The following is a 17,231-nucleotide window of genomic DNA, read 5'->3' on the forward strand; positions in this document are numbered from 1 at the left end:
ATGAATTTAAAAGAAAGTATAGAAACCAAAAGACTACCAAAGCACATTGCCATTATAATGGACGGCAACGGACGTTGGGCAAAACAACAAGGTATGATGCGTGCTTTCGGTCATGAAAATGGCACAAAATCTGTGAGGAGAACTGTTGAGGCCTGTGCAGAACTTGGCATTGAAAACTTGACTCTTTACGCTTTTTCTACCGAAAATTGGAACCGACCAAAATTAGAAGTACAAACCCTCATGAAGCTTTTAGTGTCCTCTTTAAAAAAAGAAATAAAAACGCTTCAAGACAATGATATAAGGCTTATGGCCATAGGGAATTTGAATACACTTCCTAAAAAAGTTTACAAGGAGCTTCACGATGTTATTGACCATACAAAGGACAATAAAAGAATGACTTTAACCCTTGCTCTAAGCTATGGTTCTAGAGAAGAAATACAAAACACTGTTAAAGAAATTAGTATTAAAGTTAAAAATAATATAATTTCGCCCGAAAAAATTGATGAATCGATTATAAATGAGCATCTTTACACGCATAATTTGCCAGATGTGGATTTACTAATTAGAACAAGTGGGGAGCAGCGTATAAGCAATTTTTTGCTTTGGCAAATAGCATATGCAGAGTTATATTTTACAAATGTATTGTGGCCAGATTTTACAAAACAGCATTTGTATGAAGCTATTATTGAATATCAAAAAAGAGAACGACGATTTGGGAAAACAAGTGAACAACTTAGCTAATACTTCATTTTTAGCAGCACATACAAAGCACTTCATAGTACTATTACTTTTTGTAAGCAGCTTTAATATTCAAGGACAGGAATTACATTATCAAAATGGTAAAAAGTATACTTTAGGAGATATTACTGTTTCTGGAAACAGCTCATTTAGCGAACAAACAATAGTCACTTATTCTGGCTTAAGAAAAGGAAAGGAAATAACCATTCCCGGTGAAGATATTAGTACAGCTATTAAAAAACTTTGGAACTCAAAGCTATTTAGTGACATTGAAGTTTATGTTACTAAAATAGAAAAGGACACTGCTTTTTTAGAAATAAGACTATCCGATTTACCACAACTTAACGAGTTAAAAATAAACGGTGTAAAAAAGTCTAAAAAGGAAAAAATAATTGAAGAAAACAAATTAAAAAAAGGCACCAAAGTAACTGAAAACCTTATAACTACTACTAAAAACTTTTTGACTAACAAATATAAAAAAGAAGGTTATTTAAACTCCAAGGTATATATCAATACCGTAGATGTAAAAGACTCTATTCAAACGGCACGCGTTAATATGGTACTTAACATTGATAAAGGCGAAAAAGTTAAAATTAAAGACATTGTTTTTAATGGCAATACTGTTTTAAGTGATAAAAAGCTTAGAAAAAGTATGAAAAGCACTAAAAAAATAAATCGTTTAAGAATCTTTAAACGTTCTAAATTCATCGATTCTGCTTATCAGGCAGATTTATCGAGTGTCATAGAAAAGTATAAAGAAAATGGCTATAGAGATGCTCGAATCTTATCTGATAGTTTGATAATTAATGATGACAAAACCATATCTCTCCAAATAGATATAAATGAAGGGGAGTTATACACTTTTGGGGATATTACCTTTATTGGTAATACTGTTTATAGTAACGAATATTTATCCAGAATACTTCGCATTAAAAAAGGAGACACATATAATGGCGTACTACTACAAGAACGCATTGCGGACAATTCTAAACCTGATGCTTTCGATATCACGAATGAGTACCAAAACCATGGGTATTTGTTTTCTACCATAAACCCTGTTGAGGTGAGTGCCGATAATAATGTTATTGATATGGAAATAAGGATTATTGAAGGAAAGCCGGCTTATTTCAATAGTGTCACAGTTGTAGGAAACGACAAAACAAACGACCATGTTATTTATCGTGAAATTAGAACGCGTCCTGGCCAATTATATAGAAAAGCCAATGTAGTACGTACCGTTAGGGAATTAGGTCAATTAGGTTTTTTCGATGCTCAAGAAATCTCACCAAACTTTAATAATCCAAACCCTAACGAGGGTACCATAGACATGGAATATTCTGTTAAAGAAACAGGCTCTAGTCAAATTGAATTACAAGGTGGTTATGGAGGAGGTGGCTTTATAGGCACACTTGGATTATCTTTTAATAACTTTTCAATAAAAGATATCTTTAAAAAAGATGCTTATAAACCAATACCAATGGGCGATGGGCAAAAACTAGCTTTACGTTTACAAGCAAGTCGTTTTTATCAAACCTATAGTTTCTCATTTTCTGAGCCGTGGTTAGGTGGAAAAAGACCTGTTCAGTTTTCATCATCACTATCACATACTAAGCAGTTTTTGTATAATCCACAAACGAGAAACGCAGATAAAAGCAGAAGTTTTAACATCACTGGAATTACATTTGGTTTAGCCAAACGCTTAACTGTTCCAGATGATTTTTTCACCTTATCGCAAGCCATTAGTTACCAACGTTATGATTTGAACAATTACAATACAGGCTTATTTACTTTTGGTGATGGTTACTCAAACAATTTATCATATACAATTGGTCTAAGTAGAAATAATACGAGTGTAGACCCTATTTATCCAACAGCAGGATCAAATTTTGGTATAACCGCTAAATTATCGATTCCTTACTCCTTATTCAATGGCGTAGATTATGAAGCGCTTAAAGATGAGCGGGACGCTAACCTTTCTAAAAGGGACGACATTAATAACAGCACTGCAGAAAGAGAAAATGCTCAAACAAGAATTGCAGAAATAGACCAAGAACGTTACAAGTGGTTGGAGTTTTACAAAGTAAGCTTTAAAGGTGATTGGTATACTCAAATCGTAAAAGACTTAGTTTTAAAACCAAGCGTCGAATTTGGTCTTTTAGGAGCTTACAATAATGCTAGGGGCGTTATTCCTTTTGAACGTTTCTTTGTTGGTGGTGATGGATTAGGAAACTATAGTTTGGACGGCAGAGAATCTATCCAATTGCGTGGCTACCCAAATCAATCATTATCAGACCAAGATGGTGGGACCATCTATAATAAATTTTCTTTAGAGCTTCGCTACCCTATAACATTAAAAGCTTCTGCAAAAATTTATGCTTTAGGTTTTTTAGAAGGGGGCGCATCTTATAATAGTTTTAGGGATTACAATCCATTTAATATTAATCGGTCTGCGGGCTTAGGTATCCGTATTTTTATGCCAGCATTTGGATTATTAGGAATAGATTTTGGTCATGGGTTTGATGCTTTACCTGGAGAGACAGTGAAACATGGATGGGAAACTCACTTTATTATTGGACAGCAGTTTTAGCATGAAATTTATTTTGGCACGATATTTTCTAATAACACTATTATAATGTTTTGCATGAGAATTAAAATTTTTAAGATTAAAATTCGTTAATTTTGAAAATACGGTTCGAAAAAGGCAGAAACAAAAAACTCATTTGTCGTTTTAGAATTTATAAGTCAATAAATTAAAATATATTACAGATGAAAAATAAAGTTCTTTTTTTACTGACATTAGTTTTTATGATAAGCTTATCTATGCACGCACAACGAGGTGTAAGGATTGCTTATATAGATACTGAATATATTTTAGAGAATGTTCCGGAATACCAAGAGGCTACTGCTCAATTAAATCAAAAAGCAGATAAATGGAAAAATGAAATTAGTGCTAAACTGGGAAGTATTGAACAAAAACGAAAAGATCTAAGCAACGAAAAAGCACTTTTAACAAAAGAGCTTATTGATGAAAGGGAAGAGGATATCGCTTTTGAAGAAAAAGAAATTCTTGATTATCAGCAAAAACGTTTTGGGCCAAATGGCGATTTGTTTATTCAAAAAAAACAATTGATGCAGCCCATTCAAGATCAAATTTTTGCAGCAGTTCAAGATATGGCTGCAGGCAGAAAATATGATTTTATTTTTGATAAATCGTCCGATGCTGTTATGTTGTTCTCAGCAAAGCGATTCGATTTAAGTGACCAAATACTAAGAAGTATAACAAGGTCCTCAAAACGCAAGCAAGCACAATCTAAAGCAGAACGCAAAGCTGCCAAAGAAGAGGAATTAGTTCCGGAAATTAATTACGAATTAGAAGAACGCCAAAAAGCATTAGACGATAAAAAAGCAGAACGAGAAAGCGCTATCGAAAAAAGGAGACAAGAAATTTTAGCTGCTCGTGAAGCTAAGAAAAAAGAAGCAGAAGCAAGACGTCAAAAAATATTAGAAGAGCGGGAAAAAGCAAAACAAGCAAAGCTGGATGCCAGAAATAATAAAACAAAAACAGATGATGACCAAGAAAGCGAAGCTTCAAAACCTGATACTAAAACAGTAGAGGAAGAAACAAAAACCAAAGCGCAACTGGTTGAAGAGAATAGACAAAAAAAATTAAAAGAAAGAGCCGATAGAAAAAAGGCCTTAGAGGAAAAAAAGAAACAAATTTTAGAAGATCGTAAAAAAACAAAAGATAGCATTTAAACAAAAAACAATTTATAACACATTAATTAATACTATTACAAATGAAACAATTTAAAACTCTTTTATTAGCAACTGCATTATGCATTGGAACTATAAGCTTTACACAAGCCCAAAGCAAAGTTGCACATATAAATACTCAAGAATTAATATCAGCAATGCCCGAAGCTAAAACAGCCCAAGCCGAGCTTGAAACTTTAGGAAAAACATATCAAACCGATATGCAAGCCATGGCTACAGAGTACCAAAATACAGTAAAGCAATTTGATGCTGAGGCCAGTACAAAGACAGATGAAGAGAACCAAAAGAGATATGCCGAGCTTCAAGAAAAACAACAACGTATTCAGCAATTCCAAGCAGATGCCCGACAAGATCTAGCAAAAAAAGAAGCTGAATTATTTAAACCTATTCAGGAAAAAGCATTTGCAGCAATAAACAAAGTTTCTAAAGCTCTGGGATATGAGTATGTTTTAGAAAGAACGACGTTAATCGTTGCTGATGGGAAAGATATTTTAGACGATGTTAAAAAAGAATTGGGGATATAAAACCCACTATAAAATTTACTTAAAGCTGCCTTTTTCAAGGCAGCTTTTTTATTAGCCAAATTTTCGTGATATCATTTTCACTTTAAAGTGAAAATGCTACTAGAAAGTATCGGGTGAATTAATTCTACTAAAAAGAAAGGACTAATAAGTTATTCCAATTGAATTATTTATTTTTATGCGAATTATATAATTCTATGAGCATACAACCTATTGGCATTTTCGATTCTGGTGTTGGTGGCACCTCTATATGGAAGGCCATCCATACCCTTTTACCTTATGAGGACACCATATATCTAGCCGATAGCTTTAACGCTCCCTATGGGCAAAAGGAAAAGGAAGCCATTATTAATTTAAGTATTAAAAATACGGAGCACTTAATAAATAAAGGCTGTAAACTTATTGTGGTCGCTTGCAATACAGCAACTACAAATGCGATAGACTATCTTCGAAATACTTATAAACTGCCATTTATTGGTATTGAACCTGCCATAAAACCAGCAGCATTGCAGACCAAAAGTAACGCTATTGGTATTTTGGCAACAAAAGGCACTTTAAGTAGCGCCCTATTTTCTAAAACATCTGGCATGTTTGCCAATAATATAAATGTTATTGAACAAGTTGGCGAAGGTATCGTAGAACTTATAGAAAATGGCAAATTACAATCTGACGAAATGAAGGGGCTTTTAGAAATTTATCTAAAACCAATGATTGATGCCCACATAGATTATTTAGTTTTAGGCTGTACACACTACCCTTATTTAATATCCCTATTGACTGAACTACTCCCTAGCCATGTTAAAATCATAGATTCTGGTGAGGCCGTTGCTAGACAAACAAAAGCGATCCTGATAAAAAATAATTTATTAAATACAAAAGCTAGGCCTAGTAAAAACTGTTTTTATACGAATGGAAATCCAAGCATCATGCAATCTCTTTTAGATTCTGAGTTTGTTGTTGAGTATTTGAACTTTTAACTCAATTGACCACCCTATTCCTGCGAAGGCAGGGATCTCTTAAATGATTCGTTTAGATTTCTGCCTTCGCAGGAATGGTAACTACTCTTTAAACCAGCTTGAATATTTAATGTAGTTATTGGCAATTCTATTAATTTCACCAGAAATAAGGGCTTCACTAATATCCTTTACTTTTTTCGCAGGAACACCAGCATAAATACTACCGGCCTCTACACGGGTATTTTGGGTCACTACAGCTCCTGCTGCAATAATACTGTTGCTTTCTATCACACAACCGTCCATAATAATACTCCCCATACCCACCAAAACATCATCTTGAATGGTACACCCATGTACCAGAGCATTATGGCCAATAGATACGTTGTTGCCTATATTGGTTGGCGCCGTTTTATAAGTACCATGTATAACAACGCCGTCTTGCACATTTACTTTATTGCCCATTTTAATATAATTAACATCGCCTCTAACCACGGCACTAAACCAAATACTGCATTGACTCCCCATAGTGACATCCCCTACAATAGTTGCATTTTCGGCTACGAAACAATCATCTGGTATTTGCGGGGACTTTCCTTTTACTGGTAATATGACTGGCATAGATATATTTGTTTTTTCATTTCCGCGAAGGCGGAAATCTTTTTGGTTCCTCTCATGAGATTCCCGCTTTCCTGCCCATCCGGCAGGCCGGCGCGGGAATATTATCGTTTTCTTTTATGAGATTCCCGCTTTCGCGGGAATTTTACTTAAAATAAGACAATAAATCCGATTTTTTTGAGGCCGACACCATTACTTCCTTTCCATTGCTTAACACCACGCTTCCTCCCTTTCCTTTTACATATTTTACAACTTCATTTACATTGACCAAATACGATTTGTGTACGCGTACAAAACTAGCATTGTTTAAAGTATCTTCAAAATACTTGAGTGTTTTACTTACTAACTTTTTTTTATTCGTATTGAGATAGATCTCGGTGTAATTATCATCTGCTTTGCAATATAAAATATCGGACATATTTATAACCTCAAAACCATCCAACTGCGGAATGGTTATTTTGCCATCCACTCCATTTGTTTTTGGAATGAGTATCTGGTCTTGAAGGGCATCCTCCTTTGTTTTTATTTCAGTGACATAATCGACTGCTTTTATAAGGGCATCTATAGAAATAGGTTTCATGAGATAATATGAGGCATGTGCATTCAAAGCATCGATAGCATAATGATTATAGGCTGTTACAAAAACGGTTTCGAAATTAATGTCACCTACCCGATCTAACAGATCGAATGCATTACCGTAAGGCATTTCAACGTCCAGAAACACTAAATCCAGATCGTTATTACGAATAAGCACCAAAGCTTCTTCTACATTAGCAGCTTCTCCCAAAACTAACACATTAGGACAATACTTTTTGAGATAATTCTTTAAAATCTCCCTGCTTGTTTCTTCGTCTTCGACTATAATAGAATTTAGTTTCATAATATTTTATTGTTGGAAGCATGAAGTTGGAAGCTCGAAGTCAACCCTTCGAAACCCATCCTCCGTAATTCATACTTCGGTCTTCGCGCTTCATGCTTCGTACTTCATTCGGTCTTCGTGCTTTAATCTTTATTAACAGATACTTCGACCCTTCGATAAACTCAGGGCAGGCCAATATTAGCATGACAGAACATCTATAAATGATCTCTTTGTTTTTATTTATTCAAATTCATAAATCAAAAATCTACAATCGTTAATCGTCAATCATCAATCATCAATCATCAATCGTCAATCATCAATCATCAATCGTCAATCATCAATCATCAATCATCAATCATCAATCGTCAATCATCAATCATCAATCATCAATCATCAATCGTCAATCATCAATCATCAATCATCAATCATCAATCGTCAATCATCAATCATCAATCGTCAATCATCAATCATCAATCATCAATCATCAATCATCAATCATCAATCATCAATCATCAATCATCAATCATCAATCATCAATCATCAATCATCAATCGTCAATCCTTTTTAAGCGTTACCACGACTCTTGTACCTGTATCTTCCTCCTCCTTAAAATCATCGACAAATACATCTACTCTATCCTTGTACATCTCATTTAAAATAGAGACACGCTTTTTAATATTACCCATACCTTTCGATTTTTGCTTTTGTTGATGCTTCGTTTTTAAGGCCTTCGATTTTTGTCGTCCAATACCATCATCTGTAATGGTGATTTTTATTTCATCAGATTCCGTTTGGGTAATCCCAATTTCTAAATGTCCTTTTGATTTTTTATAACGTAACCCATGCCACACAGCATTTTCGATATATGGCTGTAATAGCATTGGTGGTATTACAAAATCCTGAACATTGATATTTTCATCAATATTGATATGATAATCAAACTTATCCTGAAATCTAAAATGCTCTAATTTGGTATATAATTCCAATAATTCAATTTCTTTTTCAAGAGGAATAAAATCTTCTTCACTATTCTCTAAAACAGCACGCATTAGCAATGAAAAATCGGTAAGATATTTATTGGCCGTACGCTCGTCGTTTGAAGCTATAAAACTATTTACAGAATTTAACGCATTGAATATAAAATGTGGATTCATTTGACTGCGTAAACTTTTTAGTGCCAGCAGATTATTTGCCAATCGTTGTTGCTTAATATATTTAAACATTAAGAGTGCCGTAACCAATAACAACAAAACCCCGCCTATAAGGGAATAAATTATTAATTTTTGGCGTTTGGCCTCTTCTGTAGTCAATTGAAATTGGCTCTCTGTTAAAGCCCTATCACTTTCCAGGCTCAAGATTCTATTTTGTTTATTGACAATATCTTTACTAAACCTTGCTGCCTGAGATATTTCCTGTTCTTTTTTAGAGTAGAGCTTATCCACCAAATCAACATAACTTTGATAGGCAATGAGTGCCTTATCAAATTGCCCTGCATCTCTATAAATTTCAGATAATCTTCTGGTAGCATCTTTTTGTACAGTAAGATCCTCCTTACTATCTGCCTCTGCAATACTCTTTTCCAGATAAGGGATGGCATTTTGATAGTCTTTTTGAAGGGCAAACGCATTACCAATTTTATAGTTTTGTTTTTGGGATGTTAAGGCACTTTCGTTATCTAAAACAGAATCGTTCTCAAAATCGTTTATATCTTCTAAGGCCTGTTTTCTTAATGCTATTTCACTTGAATAATTACTATGGTCACTTTGAAAATCTGCCACCTTAATTTTTTCTTCAATAGCTCGCTTTTTATTTTGGGTACTTGCGAGCTTCATAGACTTGTTAAAATAACCTTCTGCTTTTTGGGCCTCCCCTTTTGCGTTATAAGCTTGTGCTATTTTTGAATTTAAATCTGTTATTTTAGGCGTTATTAAATGCTTTTGGGCAACGACCAGGCCTTTTTGGTAATTGTCGATTGAAAGTTGGTAATTTTGGGTTAAAAGATAGACATCTCCAATACCCTCATGTAGTTGAACCAATTGCCAGTTAGATAAGGTCCTTTTATTAATTTCTTTATATGTTGCTATACTTTCCTGGTAGTTATTATTTTGTTTGTAAGCCGTAGCAAGTTTTAATTTAACCACATTGGTTTTCATGTTTTGATCACTCACCCTATAATTAGAGACTGCTAAATCATATTGTTTCCAGAACATATAAATATCCCCTAAGACCTCATATGCTTCGGCATTTTCTTTTACAGAATGACTTCTGGCAAGAGCCAATTCAATAAATTGAATGCTGCGCTTCGCATCTTTTTTTAAATGCGTTTCTGCAGAATCTATTAACGATTTAAATTGATTGGGGTTTGATCTCGAAAACTTTTTCTGTTTATACTCAATTTCTTTTTTATTAGGCTCTACCTCAACCGTAATACGTTCGTTACTAAGAATCGTATAATATACGGTTTCAAAATCTTTATGCCTTATAATAAGTTCATCTCCTTTTTTGACTTCAATTCTAAAATCACCTGCATAATTGGTGGTCGTATAAGCGCCTCCATTAACTTCAATATTCACATTTGAAATAGGGTTGCGCGTATCACTTTCTATCACAGACCCCCTTATGCTAAATCTAGGCTCTTGATTAATAGACTCATTATTTACTTGAGCAAACATATATGTTGTGCTAAGTATCATGCATAAAAACCATATGTATTTAACAAGGACTCGCATACGCTATTCTAATAATAGATAAACTTACGCACTTTCGTTGGTATAATAAAATGAGGATTTTACAAATCTGCATTTTTTCAACACAAAATAGACATCGTTACACATTTAAAAGGACACTTTACTCAATCAAACCCAGGCTTCACTCATTCTGCTTTTTTTAAGAAATAAGTTGATCATAGATTTACAGTGTTATTAAAAAAACAATAATCGCATGAAAATCACAAAAAGTCTCTTTTTTATTATCTCTTTTTCTACGATCGCTTTTGCTCAAAATGGCGAAAAGAATTTTATCGATCAACCATATATCGAGGTTACCGGACACATTGAAACCGAAATTATTCCCAATGAGATTTATCTCAATATCGCACTTAATGAAAATGATAAAAAAGGCAAAATAAGCATTGAAGAGCAAGAAAATCAAATGATTTCAACTTTAAGATCACTGTCCATTGATTTGGGGAAAAACTTTTCAATTCTTGACTTTAATGGCTACTACAAAAGAAAGTTTTTAGCAGATGACCAGGTCACTAAGACAAAACGCTATGAGTTGATTATTAATGATGGTAAAACACTCGGAAAAGTATATCAAGCTTTAGATAGAATAGATATTTCGAATATCTCGATTGTAAAAACAAGTCATACAGATATTGAAAAAATAAGAAGGGAGACAAAGTTAAAAGCATTAAAAGCCGCCAAAGAAAAAGCCAACGATTATGCTTCTGCAATGAGTCAGGCATTAGGAAAAGCTTTATTTATTAAAGAAATACAAAATACGATACATAGTAATTACAGCAATGTCCTTAACTCGGTAAATGGAGTTGTAGGTACTGGTTATACCAGAAGGCTAAAACAAGAAAAAATTCAAGCCCTAAACCTTAAAACGATCAGGGTTTCTGAAACTATATTAGCAAAATTCATCTTAAATTAAAAAATGTAAATATCATGAAAACACACTTTAAAACATTCTTATTCTCTATGGCATTCATGGCTTTTATTGTTTGTCATGCGAACAATAAAAAACAGGACCAAGGATATACTTCAACAGAAAAAACACAACCTGTTCCCAATAAACAATATATTAAAGTTGCTCTTTTATTAGACACCAGTAATAGTATGGACGGGCTTATAGACCAAGCTAAAGCACAACTTTGGGACATTGTAAACGAGTTATCTTATGCTAAATGCGGCACTAACAAACCCAATTTACAAATTGCCTTATACGAATATGGAAATGACAGATTAAACGGGAACGAAGGTTATATTAGGCAAGTACTGCCCTTTAGCGATGATTTGGATGATATCTCTAAAGAGCTATTCTCTCTAACTACCAATGGTGGTGAGGAATATTGTGGGCAGGTTATTCAAACGTCATTAAATCAATTAAACTGGGGCAAGAACCCAGACGACTTAAAACTTATTTTCATTGCTGGCAATGAACCTTTCAATCAAGGAAAAACAAATTATAAAGACGCATCAACAAACGCAAAGGAAAAAGATATTACCATAAATACGATCTTTTGTGGTGATTACAACCAGGGAATTTCTACTTTCTGGAAGGATGGTGCCCAATTGACCAATGGCGATTATATAGCTATCAATCAAAATAAAACAACAGTACATATTGCATCACCTTACGATGATACCATTTTAATTTTAAATCAGCAACTAAACAAAACCTATGTGGCTTATGGGCAAATAGGAAGACAAAAAAAAGCCCTTCAGATGGAACAAGATTCCAATGCAGGAAATTATAGTAAAGCCAATGCAGTAAGCAGAACGGTTAGTAAAAGTTCTCATTTATATAAAAACAAAACATGGGATTTAGTCGATGCCGTTGAAGGCGAAGAAGTTGCTATCGAAAATATTAAAGACGATGCTTTGCCTGAAGAACTAAAAGGAAAAACTAAAGCCGAAATTAAAACCTATGTTGCAGAAAAAAGCAAAGAACGAGACGCTATCCAAAAAAAGATCCAGGAGCTTAATGCGAAACGTAAATCTTACATTGCAAAACAAAAAAAGGACACCGATAATGGGTTGGAAAATGCCATGACCAAAGCCATAAAAGAGCAAGCAAAAAGGAAAAAATATAGTTGGAAATAAAAGAAACTGTTAAACTGTCCGTCCAAGCGCAGTCGAGAACTAAAAACACCTCATTATATTAGTAGGTTTCGACTGCGCTCGAACAGGCAAAAAATTAGATTTTTCGAACTACGTCCTTTTTTATTAATTAACCGCAGGACATTTACACTCGAAGCGCTTCCTTTTACAATTAAAGTTATATCCTAGTGTAAACTGATGAAAACCACCATTGGTAAATACCACCGAGTTTGTTTGATACGTATAGGTATATGCAAACATAAACTGGTTATAATTAACGCCTAAAATGGGTGTGAATTGCTGTAATTTTTGGCTACTAACGGCATTGGAACTTGTTAAGAATTCAGCACCATCCAAACTTGTTCTGTACGATAGTCCCCCCCAGATTGTACCAAAATCCATTTCCTTGTAGGCTTTCGCATTAATATCGATCGAAGACTCTTTTGTACCGTCTTTGTGCTGAAACATTAGTGAAGGTTCGAAACTCCATGTACTGCCATATTTATTATAAACATACCCCGCAGAAAGTAAATAACGCCTTAAATTACTGGTTATCTCAATATCATTATTAACACCAGCATTTTTCAATAGGTTCTTCACTGTACCATGTGCATAAAAATCCAGATAATGATAAGAAAATCCAAAATCCATATTAAAGTTCCCTTCACTCTGTACAATGCCATCAATTATAGGGTCTGGACCATCAAATAAAAAAGTCGTTTCATCTAATTTATATTGAATAATTCCAGCACTTAAGCCAAAGGACAACATGTTTAAATCAAGCTCACTTCTGGAAAACATTAAATGGTGTGCATACGTCACATAGGCGCCCGTTTGTGAATGATAGCCATTCTTATCTGTATACAATATACCTCCTACGGCAGACTGCGAATCACCTATTCTGCCATTTAGACTTAATGTTAAAAGTTTTGGGGCATCATCCTGTCCAAACCATTGTTGTCTTGCAGTTAATCTAACCTTGGCACAATTAGCGACGCCTGCCATAGACGGATGAATTAAATAATAATTATCTGTAAGGTAATCGGTATATATTGGCAAACCTTCCTGAGAAGTTGAAATATGAGTAATCAATACCCCTATGGTTACCATTAAAATATTTTTCAATCTCATAAGTTTATTCCAAGTAGGTTTGGTTAAATATTAGCGTATTGGCCTTTAAAAATTTAAAGATAAAAAAAGATAAAGCTAAAACTTCACCTTTTGTCTTAAACTATAAATCACACAATCAAATATATAGATAACTACGTTTTCTTTTAGTATTTTTGTAAAAAATTAGCTAAAATGAACACTTTCAAGGTTTCCGTGCAAGAAACGTCCAATAATGCCATCATTAAATTTGAATTAAATCAATTTATAACAAAGCACCAGAGCTTTGAATTTAATAATATAGATGAAGCAAAGCCATCTCCTTTAGCGCAACAATTGTTTTATTTACCATTTGTAAAAAAGGTTTATATTTCTGGGAATTTCGTTGCTGTAGAGCGTTATGATATCGTTGAATGGAACGATGTTCAAGATGAAGTTGCCGAACAAATAGAAGCTTATTTAAATGATGGCGGTATAGTTATTGAAGATTCAGCTGTTACAAAAAAGGTGCCTGTAACGGTCTATGCCGAAAGTACACCAAATCCAGCAGCCATGAAGTTTGTTACTAACAAAAAAATAGTAACAACCCTTTTTGAATTCACGTCTATTGACGAAGCTAAACCATCGCCATTGGCAACAGAGTTATTTCATTTTCCTTTCGTAAAAAGTGTCTTTATGGATGAAAACTATGTATCCATTACTAAATATGAGATGGCTGAATGGCAAGATATTACCATACAAATCCGTGAGTTTATAAAAAACTATATTGAAGATGGCAAAGAAGTTGTATTGCCTAATGCCGCTCAAACCTTAAAAAAATCGACCGCACAACTTGATGATCATTTCGAAACATTAGATGACATATCTAAAGAAATAATAAATATCCTTGAGGAGTATGTAAAACCAGCTGTAGCCAGTGATGGTGGCAATATTCAATTCATATCTTACGATGAAAATACCAAGAACGTAAGCGTGATGTTACAAGGCGCATGTAGTGGATGTCCATCATCTACTTATACTTTAAAAAGTGGTATAGAAAATATGTTAAAAGAAATGCTTCCGGGCAAGGTCGAAATGGTAGAAGCCATAAATGGATAACTTCTGCCAAGAGAAGCTGTAAAAAGGCTTCTAAAAGTGCAAAAACATTATATTTCAAAAAAAAACGAGACAAACTTTGGGTATTAAAGTTAAGCAGACCTGACAGGTTTTAAAACCTGTCAGGTCTAAAATTTATGTCATTTTATCTTGATTCAACTATAAATCTGAAGTAATTTAAGCCCACATCCATTTTTTAAAGCATTGGATGACACTTTTTAGCTACCCGCTTTTTATGCCTAAATTTCGCTAACTTTGATAAATGAAGCATTTACAACTATTCTTATTGATTCCTCTAATAGTAAGTTGCAAAGGTGAGAACTCAAAATCTATGGAACATACATATACCAACGACCTCATACATGAAACAAGTCCGTACCTATTACAACATGCCCACAACCCGGTAAACTGGAAGGCTTGGAATGAAAATACGCTGGCGAGGGCCAAAACTGAAAACAAATTGTTATTAATTAGTGTAGGCTATGCTGCTTGCCATTGGTGCCATGTTATGGAGCATGAAAGCTTTGAAGATAGTTTGGTCGCCCAAGTAATGAACAAAAACTTTATTAACGTAAAAGTAGACAGGGAAGAACGCCCCGATGTCGATCTGGTATATATGAATGCTGTTCAACTTATGACGGGAAGAGGCGGTTGGCCTTTAAATGCTATTGCATTACCAGATGGAAGGCCTATTTGGGGAGACACCTATGTTCCTAAAGAACAATGGGTAAGTGCCTTAGAACAAATTTCGAAATTATATGTTGAGAAACCAGGAAAGCTTTATGAATATGCCGATAAATTAGAGCAAGGACTAAAGACTTTAGATATTGTAACCTTAAACACGGACGAACCTGTTTTTGAGAGTGATTACATAAATAATGCTATTAAAACATGGTCTGTGCAGTTTGACCATACTCAAGGCGGTATGAATAGCGCTCCTAAATTCATGATGCCCAATAACTATCATTTTTTATTAAGGCATGCCTATCAAACAAATGATAAAAAACTACAGGACTATGTTAATTTAACGCTCAAAAAAATGGCCTACGGCGGTGTTTTTGATCAAATTGGCGGTGGCTTTTCAAGGTACTCGGTAGATGCTAAATGGCATGTCCCCCATTTTGAAAAAATGCTTTACGATAACGGACAATTGGTAAGTCTGTACTCTGATGCTTATCTCATTACCAAAAACGAACTGTATAAAGATATTGTTACAGAGACTTTAGAATATATAAAGCGAGAAATGACCACCGAAAATGGGGCTTTTTATTCGTCATTGGATGCCGACAGCAATACCCCAGAAGGTGACCTGGAAGAAGGCGCCTTTTACGTGTGGCAAAAGGATAGCTTAAAGACGGTTCTAAAAGATGATTATGAATTATTTTCTGATTATTATAACGTTAATAATTATGGTCTTTGGGAACATGGTAATTATGTTTTAATTAGAAAGGATGATGATGAGAAAATCATCAAAAAACACGATTTGACCAAAGATCTTTTAGCTGAAAAGAAAAAACATTGGAAAGAAACTTTAACAGCTATTCGTGATAAACGTTCAAAACCACGTTTAGATGATAAAACACTCACCTCTTGGAATGCTTTGATGCTCAAGGGCTATATTGATGCCTATCGTGTTTTTGGAAATGCCTCTTATTTAGCTTCCGCCGAAAAAAATGCCCATTTTATAATTAACAATCAATTGCGGGAAGATGGCGGTTTAGATCACAATTACAAAAACGGAAAAAGTAATATTAATGGCTATTTAGAAGATTATGCTACGACCATAGATGCTTTTTTAGCGCTTTATGAAAATACATTAAACGAAACATGGCTCACTACTGCCAGGGATTTAACCAATTATACTTTTGATCATTTTTTTGATGAGGGAAGTAAAATGTTTTATTTCACATCTGATGAAGACGACTCCTTAGTCTCAAAAAGCATTGAATATAGGGATAATGTGATTCCTGCAAGTAATTCCATTATGGCAAAGAACCTCTTTAAACTATCTCATTATTTTGACAATACACACTATGGTAAAACCGCTATAAGCATGTTAAATAATGTAAAACCGGAAATGCAGGAATACCCCTCGGGCTATTCAAACTGGTTTGACCTAATGCTAAACTATACGAATCCCTATTATGAAGTTGCCGTTGTTGGAAAAGATGCAAAAAATAAAATTGCCGAGTTAAACAAAACGTACATTCCCAATAAAATTATTGCAGGAAGTACATCTAATAATAATAATAATTTACCTTTATTGGAAAATAGATACACCCCAGACAACACCCTTATTTATGTTTGTGTAAACAAAGCTTGTAAACTGCCCGTATCTGAAGTCGATAAAGCCATAACACTATTAAAAGAATGACTTTTTTAACGATCTTATTAATCGCCATAGTAGCTTTTGAGCATGTCTATTTTCTTGTTTTGGAAATGTTTTTATGGACCAGACCAAAAGGCATAAAGACCTTCGGGTTAAAATCTAAGGCATTTGCCGAAGAAACCAGGGTACTGGCTGCAAATCAAGGATTGTATAACGGTTTTTTGGCAGCAGGGCTCATTTTTTCGATCATAGAAAAAGATACAGCACTTGCCATTTTTTTTCTTATTTGTGTGACTATTGCAGGAATCTATGGGTCTTACTCTACAAAGAAAATAAAACTATTTTATATTCAAACTACCCCAGCACTACTTGCCTTAATAAGCTTGTTTTTCCAATAAGGGAATATATAAG

Annotated in this window: 14 protein-coding genes; 10 read left to right on the forward strand and 4 right to left on the reverse strand. The window is 34.2% G+C overall.

The genetic code is table 11. The features are described 5' to 3' along the window. The 5 genes from PQO00_RS00345 to murI all read left to right on the forward strand — a co-directional run bounded on the left by PQO00_RS00345 (position 1) and on the right by murI (position 6,010). Positions 1-741, forward strand: coding sequence for an isoprenyl transferase (locus PQO00_RS00345; RefSeq protein WP_274182828.1), 741 nt, complete (start codon positions 1-3; stop codon positions 739-741). Then, positions 674-3,325, forward strand: coding sequence for an outer membrane protein assembly factor BamA (gene bamA, locus PQO00_RS00350; protein WP_274182829.1), 2,652 nt, complete (start codon positions 674-676; stop codon positions 3,323-3,325). The genes PQO00_RS00345 and bamA overlap by 68 nt, the downstream gene beginning before the upstream one ends. Positions 3,326-3,504: 179 nt before the next feature. Further along, on the forward strand, positions 3,505-4,494 hold the full coding sequence (locus tag PQO00_RS00355; RefSeq protein WP_274182830.1) for an OmpH family outer membrane protein: 990 nt from the start codon (positions 3,505-3,507) through the stop codon (positions 4,492-4,494). Between the two features lie 41 nt (positions 4,495-4,535). Further along, complete coding sequence (locus PQO00_RS00360; protein WP_274182831.1) at positions 4,536-5,036, forward strand: OmpH family outer membrane protein; 501 nt, start codon at positions 4,536-4,538, stop codon at positions 5,034-5,036. A gap of 194 nt (positions 5,037-5,230) precedes the next feature. Beyond that, the gene (gene murI, locus PQO00_RS00365; RefSeq protein WP_274182832.1) at positions 5,231-6,010 is read left to right on the forward strand and encodes a glutamate racemase; all 780 of its coding nucleotides are present in this window, start codon (positions 5,231-5,233) and stop codon (positions 6,008-6,010) included. 81 nt (positions 6,011-6,091) lie between these two features. On the opposite strand, the gene PQO00_RS00370 is transcribed toward murI, so the two are convergent. From PQO00_RS00370 to PQO00_RS00380, 3 genes are all read right to left on the reverse strand, one after another. Next, positions 6,092-6,607, reverse strand: coding sequence for a gamma carbonic anhydrase family protein (locus PQO00_RS00370; RefSeq protein WP_274182833.1), 516 nt, complete (start codon positions 6,605-6,607; stop codon positions 6,092-6,094). A gap of 142 nt (positions 6,608-6,749) precedes the next feature. Then, on the reverse strand, positions 6,750-7,484 hold the full coding sequence (locus PQO00_RS00375; protein ID WP_274182834.1) for a LytTR family DNA-binding domain-containing protein: 735 nt from the start codon (positions 7,482-7,484) through the stop codon (positions 6,750-6,752). Between the two features lie 533 nt (positions 7,485-8,017). Next, entirely contained in the window at positions 8,018-10,156 is a 2,139-nt protein-coding gene (locus PQO00_RS00380) for a histidine kinase (RefSeq protein WP_274182835.1), read from the reverse strand. A 247-nt stretch (positions 10,157-10,403) separates the two neighbouring features. On the opposite strand from PQO00_RS00380, the gene PQO00_RS00385 reads away from it, so the two are divergent. Next, positions 10,404-11,120, forward strand: coding sequence for an SIMPL domain-containing protein (locus tag PQO00_RS00385; RefSeq protein ID WP_274182836.1), 717 nt, complete (start codon positions 10,404-10,406; stop codon positions 11,118-11,120). 14 nt (positions 11,121-11,134) lie between these two features. After that, complete coding sequence (locus PQO00_RS00390; RefSeq protein ID WP_274182837.1) at positions 11,135-12,292, forward strand: VWA domain-containing protein; 1,158 nt, start codon at positions 11,135-11,137, stop codon at positions 12,290-12,292. A 123-nt stretch (positions 12,293-12,415) separates the two neighbouring features. Here PQO00_RS00390 and PQO00_RS00395 read toward each other — a convergent pair whose 3' ends face one another. Then, positions 12,416-13,420: a type IX secretion system membrane protein PorP/SprF gene (locus tag PQO00_RS00395; RefSeq protein WP_274182838.1), complete on the reverse strand. Its 1,005-nt coding sequence runs from the start codon at positions 13,418-13,420 to the stop codon at positions 12,416-12,418. A 171-nt stretch (positions 13,421-13,591) separates the two neighbouring features. On the opposite strand from PQO00_RS00395, the gene PQO00_RS00400 reads away from it, so the two are divergent. The 3 genes from PQO00_RS00400 to PQO00_RS00410 all read left to right on the forward strand — a co-directional run bounded on the left by PQO00_RS00400 (position 13,592) and on the right by PQO00_RS00410 (position 17,218). Continuing rightward, complete coding sequence (locus PQO00_RS00400) at positions 13,592-14,494, forward strand: NifU family protein (protein WP_274182839.1); 903 nt, start codon at positions 13,592-13,594, stop codon at positions 14,492-14,494. 259 nt (positions 14,495-14,753) lie between these two features. Then, positions 14,754-16,865 carry a thioredoxin domain-containing protein gene (locus tag PQO00_RS00405; protein ID WP_274182840.1) on the forward strand — a complete coding sequence of 704 codons (2,112 nt, stop codon included), beginning with the start codon at positions 14,754-14,756 and terminating at the stop codon, positions 16,863-16,865. Beyond that, complete coding sequence (locus PQO00_RS00410; protein WP_274182841.1) at positions 16,862-17,218, forward strand: DUF1304 domain-containing protein; 357 nt, start codon at positions 16,862-16,864, stop codon at positions 17,216-17,218. The genes PQO00_RS00405 and PQO00_RS00410 overlap by 4 nt, the downstream gene beginning before the upstream one ends. Positions 17,219-17,231: the final 13 nt, after the last annotated feature.

The sequence above is a fragment of the Flavivirga sp. 57AJ16 genome (assembly GCF_028736925.1).
Taxonomy (GTDB): domain Bacteria; phylum Bacteroidota; class Bacteroidia; order Flavobacteriales; family Flavobacteriaceae; genus Flavivirga.

What these genes read in the sequence shown, in the direction of transcription:
- PQO00_RS00345 (WP_274182828.1), top strand. Translation starts at nt 1, where the DNA reads ATGAATTTAAAAGAAAGTATAGAAACCAAAAGACTACCAAAGCACATT.
- bamA (WP_274182829.1), top strand. Translation starts at nt 674, where the DNA reads ATGAAGCTATTATTGAATATCAAAAAAGAGAACGACGATTTGGGAAAA.
- PQO00_RS00355 (WP_274182830.1), top strand. Translation starts at nt 3,505, where the DNA reads ATGAAAAATAAAGTTCTTTTTTTACTGACATTAGTTTTTATGATAAGC.
- PQO00_RS00360 (WP_274182831.1), top strand. Translation starts at nt 4,536, where the DNA reads ATGAAACAATTTAAAACTCTTTTATTAGCAACTGCATTATGCATTGGA.
- murI (WP_274182832.1), top strand. Translation starts at nt 5,231, where the DNA reads ATGAGCATACAACCTATTGGCATTTTCGATTCTGGTGTTGGTGGCACC.
- PQO00_RS00370 (WP_274182833.1), bottom strand. Translation starts at nt 6,607, where the DNA reads ATGCCAGTCATATTACCAGTAAAAGGAAAGTCCCCGCAAATACCAGAT.
- PQO00_RS00375 (WP_274182834.1), bottom strand. Translation starts at nt 7,484, where the DNA reads ATGAAACTAAATTCTATTATAGTCGAAGACGAAGAAACAAGCAGGGAG.
- PQO00_RS00380 (WP_274182835.1), bottom strand. Translation starts at nt 10,156, where the DNA reads ATGATACTTAGCACAACATATATGTTTGCTCAAGTAAATAATGAGTCT.
- PQO00_RS00385 (WP_274182836.1), top strand. Translation starts at nt 10,404, where the DNA reads ATGAAAATCACAAAAAGTCTCTTTTTTATTATCTCTTTTTCTACGATC.
- PQO00_RS00390 (WP_274182837.1), top strand. Translation starts at nt 11,135, where the DNA reads ATGAAAACACACTTTAAAACATTCTTATTCTCTATGGCATTCATGGCT.
- PQO00_RS00395 (WP_274182838.1), bottom strand. Translation starts at nt 13,420, where the DNA reads ATGAGATTGAAAAATATTTTAATGGTAACCATAGGGGTATTGATTACT.
- PQO00_RS00400 (WP_274182839.1), top strand. Translation starts at nt 13,592, where the DNA reads ATGAACACTTTCAAGGTTTCCGTGCAAGAAACGTCCAATAATGCCATC.
- PQO00_RS00405 (WP_274182840.1), top strand. Translation starts at nt 14,754, where the DNA reads ATGAAGCATTTACAACTATTCTTATTGATTCCTCTAATAGTAAGTTGC.
- PQO00_RS00410 (WP_274182841.1), top strand. Translation starts at nt 16,862, where the DNA reads ATGACTTTTTTAACGATCTTATTAATCGCCATAGTAGCTTTTGAGCAT.